This is a genomic window from Limnohabitans sp. (assembly GCF_040401495.1).
Taxonomy (GTDB): Bacteria; Pseudomonadota; Gammaproteobacteria; order Burkholderiales; family Burkholderiaceae_C; genus Limnohabitans.
This window is the reverse complement of the sequence record NZ_JBBAOI010000026.1, coordinates 9,434-18,845: the sequence shown is the minus strand read 5'-3', so window position 1 is coordinate 18,845 and position 9,412 is coordinate 9,434. Positions and strand designations below refer to the sequence as shown.

11 protein-coding genes are annotated in these 9,412 nt (G+C 51.8%); 3 read left to right on the top strand and 8 right to left on the bottom strand.

The genetic code is table 11. The annotated features are described in order from the left end of the window. The 7 genes from AC9UEO_RS12105 to AC9UEO_RS12075 all read right to left on the bottom strand — a co-directional run. Positions 1-795: galactokinase (locus AC9UEO_RS12105; RefSeq protein ID WP_509533812.1), on the bottom strand; the 795-nt coding region annotated here is incomplete at its 3' end. After that, positions 795-1,643 carry a galactose-1-phosphate uridylyltransferase gene (locus AC9UEO_RS12100; protein WP_509533810.1) on the bottom strand — a complete coding sequence of 283 codons (849 nt, stop codon included), beginning with the start codon at positions 1,641-1,643 and terminating at the stop codon, positions 795-797. The genes AC9UEO_RS12100 and AC9UEO_RS12105, both read right to left, overlap by 1 nt. Before the next feature lie 29 nt (positions 1,644-1,672). After that, entirely contained in the window at positions 1,673-3,460 is a 1,788-nt protein-coding gene (locus tag AC9UEO_RS12095; RefSeq protein WP_509533807.1) for a nitrite/sulfite reductase, read from the bottom strand. Positions 3,461-3,462: 2 nt separating this feature from the next. Continuing rightward, positions 3,463-3,714, bottom strand: a complete 252-nt coding sequence (locus AC9UEO_RS12090) for a hypothetical protein (protein WP_509533803.1) — start codon at positions 3,712-3,714, stop codon at positions 3,463-3,465. A 1-nt stretch (position 3,715) separates the two neighbouring features. Further along, a complete protein-coding gene (cobA, locus tag AC9UEO_RS12085) occupies positions 3,716-4,456 on the bottom strand; it encodes a uroporphyrinogen-III C-methyltransferase (protein WP_509533800.1) in 741 nt (246 codons plus the stop codon). Then, complete coding sequence (locus AC9UEO_RS12080; protein WP_509533797.1) at positions 4,453-5,046, bottom strand: precorrin-2 dehydrogenase/sirohydrochlorin ferrochelatase family protein; 594 nt, start codon at positions 5,044-5,046, stop codon at positions 4,453-4,455. The genes cobA and AC9UEO_RS12080 overlap by 4 nt, the downstream gene beginning before the upstream one ends. Positions 5,047-5,113: 67 nt before the next feature. Continuing rightward, positions 5,114-6,592 (bottom strand): carotenoid oxygenase family protein, encoded by a 1,479-nt coding sequence (locus AC9UEO_RS12075; RefSeq protein ID WP_509533794.1) that lies wholly within the window; start codon positions 6,590-6,592, stop codon positions 5,114-5,116. Positions 6,593-6,668: 76 nt separating this feature from the next. On the opposite strand from AC9UEO_RS12075, the gene AC9UEO_RS12070 reads away from it, so the two are divergent. After that, the gene (locus tag AC9UEO_RS12070) at positions 6,669-7,493 is read left to right on the top strand and encodes a hypothetical protein (protein WP_509533791.1); all 825 of its coding nucleotides are present in this window, start codon (positions 6,669-6,671) and stop codon (positions 7,491-7,493) included. Here AC9UEO_RS12070 and AC9UEO_RS12065 read toward each other — a convergent pair. Continuing rightward, a complete protein-coding gene (locus AC9UEO_RS12065) occupies positions 7,486-8,244 on the bottom strand; it encodes an aldose 1-epimerase (protein WP_509533789.1) in 759 nt (252 codons plus the stop codon). The genes AC9UEO_RS12070 and AC9UEO_RS12065 overlap by 8 nt on opposite strands. Before the next feature lie 61 nt (positions 8,245-8,305). On the opposite strand from AC9UEO_RS12065, the gene AC9UEO_RS12060 reads away from it, so the two are divergent. Both AC9UEO_RS12060 and AC9UEO_RS12055 read left to right on the top strand, forming a co-directional pair. Further along, positions 8,306-9,001: a DUF554 domain-containing protein gene (locus AC9UEO_RS12060; RefSeq protein WP_509533786.1), complete on the top strand. Its 696-nt coding sequence runs from the start codon at positions 8,306-8,308 to the stop codon at positions 8,999-9,001. A gap of 222 nt (positions 9,002-9,223) precedes the next feature. Continuing rightward, the coding region (locus AC9UEO_RS12055; RefSeq protein ID WP_509533783.1) for a hypothetical protein at positions 9,224-9,412 on the top strand (189 nt) is incomplete at its 3' end.

Here is a 9,412-nt window from a genome sequence, read left to right as displayed (position 1 = left end):
CAAACTGCGGTGACAATCGGACATGATTTCCCCAGCAGTCGAATAGTCGCCACTAGCCAAAGCTGATGCGAAAGAAATAACGCGGGCATTTTCTGAAATCACATGACGAGCTCGTGATGCAATGGTCGCGTCTGTAATGGTCGCAACATCAGCCAACGATGCGTCTCGTAGTGGCCCGATGATTGATTCTGCTGTGGCGCATTGGGCAACCCTGTCTGCATATGCGGAACCAACCAATGTTCGGTGTGCAATAAACTGAACCACAATCTTCACATCAGTAGGAATCGGCACGTGCTGTACTTCCAATGTGCGACAGTCAATCATTGTTCCGTGGCCATCTCGGGCACTAGCAATACACAACTGGTCCATAATGCCGGTCGGAACACCAGTGGCTATGTGTTCTGCGCGTCGTGTCAGTTGCGCTAACTCTGAAGTGGGCAATTCACAACCAAGCGCCAACGCGACTGCAATTTCAAGTGCAGCGCTAGATGACAAACCAGCCCCAACAGGAATCGTGGTGGTGACATGCCCTGAAATTCCACGCGGTGAATCCAGTAGTGATGCAACAGCACCTATGTACCTTCCCCACGTCAGTGTCATTGCAGCATCAAATGTTTGCCCCAGTGAAATGGAAACAGTGCCGTCTTCATCAGCTGAGTCAAGAACAATTCCAGAACCAGTCACGTCGTAATTAATGGTTGTCCAGCGGTCGATTGCCATCGGGAATACCAGTCCACCTGTGTAGTCGGTGTGTTCGCCAATTAGGTTCACGCGCCCAGGCGCAACTACTCGCATCACAGGAGAGCGCGTAGACGTGCCGCAATATCGACAGGGTCTACCGGGTTAAAGAACTCACCGCTTGCCACTTCTACGCCTGCAATAAATCGCGGGAGGCCTTGTGCGCGCCATGGTGACACGATTTCAATGTTGAACCATGTATCCGGCCAGTCATCACGCATGCGCGGAGCCTGATTAATCCACATCATGTAGGGAAGTGGCGCATCAAACAATGCATCTAGAGCCGCAAACGCTCGCACCAACGTTGCAGCAAGAACCGCACGGTCAACAGCATTCATGTCAGCCAAGTCCGCGATGCGATGTACGGGCGCAATGCGAATTGATACGGGGTACACCGCTGCATATTCACTAAACACGCGCCACCCATCAACTTCAAGAATCACATGTTCTGCTGAAGCAACAACAGGTTCCCACCCAGCAGCAATCATGCGCGCAGGGCGTGGCGGAACATGATCAAACGCATAGATCTGTCCGTGTGGGTGTGAGATTGTCGCACCAATTTCTGCACCACGGTTTTCAAACACAATCACGTACTCACCGTTTGGCATTTCGCGCAGTGCTTGCGTGCGCTGCGCCCACAGGTTCACAACAGACAAGGCTTCGTCAGCGGTCAGCGTGCCAAACGTGGCTTCGTGGTCAGGGGAGTACAGCACTACTTCGCAGTAGCCCTCTTCCAAGGCTGGCCAACGGTTCGGAAACGAACGAACTGAATACGGCTCGGGCGCTTCAAGCCCACCAACGCAAAAGGGGCAACCGGCAATGGGCAGGTTTGGTCTGTTCTGGCGGTCGGCCACAACATGCACAACTGTGCCTAAGTATGTATCGGTGCGAATGTCACGAGCCATCGCACCCATTCTGTCAGTTTGTTACTGAATCAGACTGCGCATTCCGAATCGCCGACTTCGCCAGAGAATGGGCCAGTCTCGTCATAGTCAACAAAGAACTCAGGTGATGCATCTGGCATTGGAATCTCATCAAGATCACGCAAGCCGTCAGCTACTGCAACTGCTCCACCAGAACGGGCAAGCCAGCCCTGGAAGGTTTCAGCAGCCGAGCGTTCCGCAGCAAAGCGACGAACCACGCGAGCAACTGCCTCTGGTGCTGCCTTTGCAGGTACACGCAATGCCTTTTCACCGAAGTGAATTTGCTCTTCACCGACGTATCCACCAAGGAGCATCTGATAACCGGGCAATGACTTGCCGTGTGCACGACGCTCTGCGCCAAAGAAACCAATGTCGCTCGCATGGTGTTGACCACAACTATTGGTGCAACCAGAAATGTTGATGCGAACTCCACCAATTTCAGCGAGGCCTTCTTCTTCAAGTTTGTCGCCAATTGCTTTTGCAAGTCCGCGTGATTGAGTAACGGCAATGTTGCAGGTATCTGCACCAGGGCACGCAACAACGTCACGAGCAAGTTCGGCGCCTGGGCGTGCCATACCAATTTCATCGAGCATGTCGTAGAGCTCGCGCATTTGGCTTGGCTGCAAGCTGCGGAACACTACGTTCTGGCGGTTCGACAAACGAACATCAGACTTGAAGTGGCGCTGAATTCGTGCAAGCGCACGGAACTGATCTGCAGTGATGTCACCAAGTGGGGCATATGCAATTGCAGAAACGGTGCCGTTAGCTGCACCGCGAATAACGCTTGCATTTTCCCAACGACGGAACGGATCTGATGATGTGAAGTTAATGATGGTGCTCTGACCAACCTGCGACACTTCGCCTTCTGCAATACGACCTGCTGGTGCATCACCTGCTGTACGTACCTCAGTTGGAATTCCGCCTGGCCATGAAGATGAAGCAGGAAGAGTGTGACGAATCTTGATAACGCGACGACGTACTTCTTCAATTCCCAACTGGTCAACAACCCACTTCATACGGGCGCGCAACTTGTTGTCACGGTTACCGGTTTGGTCGAACACGCGCAATGCAGCTTCAACAGTTGGCAACAGGTCTTCACGTGATGTGAAGTCTTCCAATGCCAACGCTGGGTGTGGGTTTGCTCCAAGTCCACCAGCAATATAGATACGGAATCCCGATTCGATTGAACCATCTTCAAGAGTGCGAGTAGCCGCAACAACGCCAACGTCGTTGAACATTGCCTGACCACAGTCAGTCGAGCAACCAGAGAAGTTCACCTTGAATTTGCGAGGCAAACGCTGGCCGAGTGGGTTGCGTACGAAGTGGCGATACACCGCTTCGGCCCATGGTGTGACATCAAGTTTTTCGTATGGGCACGCGCCAGCTAAGTGGCACGCCATTACGTTTCGCACTGTGTCCCCACATGCTTCACGTGATGTGAGTTGTACATCGGCAAGGCGACGCAACAAGTCAGGAATCTTACGAAGGTCAACGAAGTGGAACTGAATGTTCTGGCGAGTGGTGATGTGTCCCCATCCGCGAGAGAACTCTGATGACAAGTCAGCCATTACATCGAACTGTTCCGGGGTAATGGAACCTGCAGGCAACTTCACGCGCACCATTTGTGCTGTGCCGCCCTGGCGCTGGCCGTAGATGCCGTTGTTCAATCGCATCACACGAAAGACGTCGTCTGAAATTTCGCCTTTCAAGAACTGATCAATGGCGATCTCGAATCGTTCGATATCGCGCAGTTGTTCTGCATCAAGATCGCGCGGGATAGGGGCTTCTGCAATTGTCATGGCTATTCCTTTTCGCCCACCTCACGGAGGGCATCTGCTAGTGCTTTTCGTAATCTGCGTGCGTTGTCTGGTGCAAGGTGTGCAACCAAACCCTCGCCGTTGGCTCCAAGTGGTTCAACGGTCAGCACCACACGAGGTGTTTCATCGTCGTAGTCGTCGCTCACGGCAACGGTCCACATAATGGGCGTCGTGTCTTCTAGACCATCGGGAAGATCTGTGGCGTCAATCTGAACAACATCAATAGAGCGACGCATGTCATGCACCTGCCACTAAATGATCGGTTATTGAGCTATCCAAGAATTCGTATGCGGCAACCGCGCCAATCACGATGGTGCTCGGGGCCTTCAGTGCAGCAGTTCCCAATTCGCCCAAGGTGGTGCGCACAACTACTTGCTCTGCGCGCGTTCCCCAACGAATTGCAGCAACAGGGGTGGTGGCCAATAAGCCGCCAGCCATAAGGCGTTCAGCAATCAGGGCACGTTCTGACACGCCCATCAGTACAACGATTGTTCCGCCCACTTGCGCAAGTGCTTCCCACGCAATGTTGGTTGAACCACCATTTTCACGATGTCCTGTAACGACTGTGAATGCTGGCGACACATTGCGGTGCGTTACTGGAATACCAGCAGCTGCAGGCACACCAATGGCTGAAGTAATGCCAGGAACCACAGTGAATGGAATACGCGCTTCCATCAAGGCTTGTGCTTCTTCGCCGCCACGACCAAATACGAAAGGGTCGCCGCCTTTCAACCGCACAATGTTCTTTCCTTGTGCGCCAAGATGCACTAACAAGGCATTAATCAACTCTTGTGGCGTTGGGTTGCCAGGCTTCTTGCCCACATCAATGAATTCGGTGCCGGGTTTAGCTAATTCAAGAATTGAATCATTCGACAAATAGTCGTGAACAATCACGTCTGCTTCGCCAATCAGGCGCACGGCCTTCACCGTAAGAAGTTCTGGGTCTCCGGGGCCTGCACCAACAAGATGAACTGTCATTGCGCTGTTTCCACTTCGCGAACTACCGGACATGTCATACCAAGGTCTGCCATTACACCCGCGATGATTGGTTGCCACTGCACATTTTCGGTTGATTCACCTTGAGCATGAACACGTGCTCTCTCAATAGCAAGACGTGACACCACTTCTTCAAACTCAGGGACAATCGAAAGTTCAAGATGTGAACGCAACCACGAAGCAAGAGCCGGGCTAGCGCCACCAGTAGACACAGTGACCATCAGATCACCGCGACGTAATGCTGCAGGCAAGGTAAATGCACAACGGTCTGGGTCGTCAGCTGAGTTGATCCAAATTCCTTTAGCTTCACACTCATCAAAAATTTGCTGATTCACGGGCATGTTGCCGGTAGCGGTGATCACCAAACGAAACGCGTCGATATCTCCGCTTACATATTCGCGCTGCACCAATGTCACGGGAAGGGAATGGAATTCGTCGACGAACATGGGCGACAGCACAGTTACTTCAGCGTCAGCCATCAGAAGTTGTTCCACTTTGCGATATGCAATGCGACCGCCGCCGACCATCAAGACGGGTCGGCCGTGAAGGTTGAGATTCACCGGAAACTGCATCAGGGCAGGCTATCTAATACCCGACTAATCCAGTCATAATTAAGGGGTATGACCCCCAAAGGTTGGCTTACCCTTGCGGCGTAAGGGTTGCAGCGTCTGCCCAATAGGCATGGGTGCCGCTACAAATGCGCTCTGGCAGCTGTATTCGAGCCACTGGGCCATCGCTGAGGCGTAGGGCATCAAAGATCTCGCAGTGGCTCACATCGTTCACCACATCCATGGTGAAAGTGATGAGGTAGCCGTCGTCTTCGCTGCGTGAATTCGGCCGAGGCGCAAACACACTTTCGCTTGCGTACACACCGGAAGGCAAACGGAAGGTTTCCTCTTCGCCGGTTGTCACATTGTGCTTGATGAGTCCTTCGAATGTGAACCAACCCTCGGTCGGTACAACGGAATACACGTAGTCGTATTTCTTGCCAACAATCTGCGGGTTAATCATGCCGAATTCAGTAACTGTGTCAGACAACAGTCCTTCACGCACTGCACCGGTCTTCGTATTCAAACGCCAGCGGTATGGCTTTGATTGCATTGCATACAAATCAAGAAAGCGGAACATGCGCTGATCAACAGTTGCTTCTGGTCCCATGGTGGGAGAGGGGTCAAACTGAAAGTAACCGTCAACGATGATTTCATCGCCTTCTTCGTATGCATTAATCCAATGCAAAACATACGTTGCCTCGCAATCAAACCACTTAATGTCTTTATCGGTTCCATGACGAGGAATCACACCAAGTCTTGTAGGCATATCTTCGTGAAACTTCGTTGCATAGATGCCGCGTTGAATCAAATCTTCTTTCCAGAACAACGGGCAGTCATTCAAGATTGAGTAGTTGGAAGTGAAGCACATGTCATGTGGCAAACGTGGCCCAGGCAACGGCACCGGCGTGTAATGCGTCAGCACTCCTTCACGAGACACAACGCCGTAATGCATGTACGGGTATGTGGTCTGGTAATTAAAAAACAACAATTCGCCAGTCTTTTCATCAACCTTTGTGTGAGCAGAAACGCCAGCGTCGGGAAATGCACCGCTCCACGATGCGCGGCCCTTTTCTTCAAGCGTTACAGGGTCAAGTTGATACAAATCACCACACTGGTAAAAGCTGGAAAGCGCTACGCCGCCATGCACCACAACATCGGTGCTACTTGCATCTTTCATACGTGTACGGGCACCCCAACCATCAGTTCGCACTGCAGTTAAAGGCGATTCAGCTAAGCCAGACCACTGCGGCCCGCCTGCTGCAAGATCAGTCGCTAGACCTTCGGTACGCACCATGCGGTTGCGATATTCGGCATGACCTTCGCGAAACGAAATTGCATGAATCATTCCGTCACCATCAAACGGGTGATAACGGTCGGTATTCGGTACCAAAGGGTTTTCTGTGTTGCGTAAGTAGACACCATTTAAGTCAGCAGGAATTTCACCTTCAACATGCATGTCGCGCGCGGTCCATTCGCGTGTTTGCGGACGCCATGCGCCGGTGCGATACGGATGTGTGTCGCCAACCGGCAACAGTGATTCCCATTCATGATCCAAACTGATTGTCACGGCGAGCCCCCTCGTGTATGGAGATGACTATATGTCATAGGGGGGACTATATAAATAGGCAGATATGATTAATTGCGTGACACAACGCATTCCCGTAGCGGAGTTACCTGAATCTGTCGTCTGGGCAGCTACGGAACTCGACCTTCTCGATGAAAACAACACCATAAGCCGCAGTCATATGCGCACTTTGGGCGAATTCCTCTTGCGCTTCGGTGGTGGCAATTCGCCAGCTGCACCAGCAAAGACAGCACGCACTCGCACCAAGAAAACAAAAGCTGAAGTTCGTTCTGAACTCACAGAGCGCATCAGTGAATTTCTTAACTCGCATCCGGGAGCAACACTGAAAGAAATTTCTGACGCACTTGCTGCGCCACTACCAGCAATCACTACAGCTGCTCGTCCTGTTGAATGGCTAATTCTTGGTGACAACGAATTAACAGAGCCAACTGAGCGCGTTGAATCACAAACTATTTCAGTAACGCGTGATCGTGCGCGTGGTGCACTGCAAGCAGCAAACCTCATGGCATCACCACTGACACACAATGCATACACGGCACTATTGCGCAGCGGTCGCATTCAAGGCCCAAGCGTTGCGCGCATTGTGCAGTTGTTTGGCTCATGGTCAGCAGCATGTTCTTCGGTCGGCGTCTCTAGTGGTGAAGCCTTGCGTTCGAATTACGAACGAACATGGGATGAAGAACAACTATTCAGTTTTGTTGAGCGTTTCCTGCGTGAACCAGCACATCACGGCGCAAGTCATCAGTTCGATCTGTGGCGTTCTACAGTAAATGGCACCCAGAAAGTGCCGTCACTTGGCACCGTGCGCAACATCCTTGGTGGAACCTGGGGCGATATCCGCACTGCAACTCTGCGTCGCATGCGCGCAACGTGGGCTAACTAATACGTGTAATCGCCATGTGTCGCACAAGTGGCTTACCTGGCATCACAACATATGGTTCGGTGTTAATGCCGTTCGGTGGTCCCGATTGTGGCTCGAAACAAATACCTGCTGGGTTTGCGTTGTAGATAACCCAATGCGAACAGTCACTTGAAATTTCTACCTTTACGTCACCAATCGTGAGCCACGGCATCGTGATCGGCTTTACAAAACAATCATCGTATTTGCGGTGAGGCACAGGCACGCGTTGATTCGTAGTGATACCGCTGACATCTTGTTGCAACATGGCAGTGAAGTTGTGGTGCGAATGGCGTGGTGGCAAAAACCACGGATGCCAACCAACTTGTGCAGGTTGCGGTTCTAGTGCGTCAAGTGTGAGCGTGAACAACACATCGCCATCAACAACATCAATCACATGTGTCACGCTTCCGGCAAATGGCCAGTCAGATCCAAGATCGCATTTCAGAGTCACTTTTGCTGGTAACTGTTCAACAACAGTCCACTCAACATCAAGCACTGTGCCGTGCAATGCATTTGGCGCTAATCGCAATGGCAATTCATATTGCAGTCCGCGAAACATCAGAACGCCATCACGCACTCGGCCAGCAAACGGAACCATGGGGTACAAGCCCCAGCCCAGCGTGTCTTCTGCTGCGGTTACTAATAACTCTGTGCCGTCCATAATCAGAGACGACACGCGTCCACCAGCTGAAGTATCGATAGAAACTGCAGTTGAACCCGCGGATAATTGCACAATTGGCACCTAGCCACGATAACCACGGCACATAGATTCCGTGTCGGTAGCGTAAGAACTTGTGCGCGGCTTAGGAACTCTCATCAATACCTCCACGGTGATTGTGGGAAGTTCAATCGGCTATTTCATCGGCCATCGCATTCGTGAGTCCATTCGCACAATCGTGGTGCAGGTCATTGGTCTTGCAACTGTCATCATGGGCATCAGCAACGCCATGGATACTCACAACTTGGTATTCCCACTTGTCGGCATGGTCATTGGTGCTGTCATCGGTGAACTACTACACATTGAAGAACGTCTTGAAGGAATAGGCGAGCGCCTCAAGAAGCGCTTTGCCAAAAAGTCAGATCAATCCAGCACTTTCGTTGAAGGGTTTGTCACTGCAACCTTGTTGTTCTGTATTGGTCCCATGACAATTCTTGGAGCAATTGAAGACGCCAGTGGTCGCACGCCGCAGTTGTACATCATCAAAGGAACGCTCGACGGCTTCATGTCAATCATCTTTGTGTCCATCTATGGCATCGGCGCTGCGTTTAGCGCCATCGGTGTTTTCGTTGTTCAAGGCCTTCTCACACTTGGTGGCACTGGTATTGATTCGCTACTTGATGACCGCATGAGAACCGAACTCTTCGCTGCTGGCGGTTTCACAGTTCTCGCAATTGGATTAAATCTCCTGGAAATCAAGAAGATCAAGCTGGGTTCTTTGCTTCCCGGACTCATTGTCACGCCAATTCTCGTTGCAATCTTCGCCAGATAAAATCTCTAGAATTGCGAAGTGATCATCGCGCGCCCACTACGAGCCATTTGCGTCGGGGCAGCTCTCATCTTTGGGGTCACATTTATTCCAACTTCACCAGCTCAGGCAGTGGAAGGAACCACAGATGAAATCGCGTGGCTTCCATGCGGACCAATTGAATGCGGAAAGATCATTGTTCCCGTCACTAAAGGACTATCCACCAGCGAACGAATCCCGCTCTCGTTGTATCGACGTAAAGCCACCTCGGGTTCATCACCTCGCACCTTGCTGCTGTTGCCAGACCGTGAATACGGCCCAGACGCGCGCACGCTTACTGAAAAGGCACAACTCACGTTCGGAACCGCCATTACAAAGTTCAATGTCATCTCTATTGCACCACGTGGTGCAGTAGACGCCGTCATGCCCGTTGGT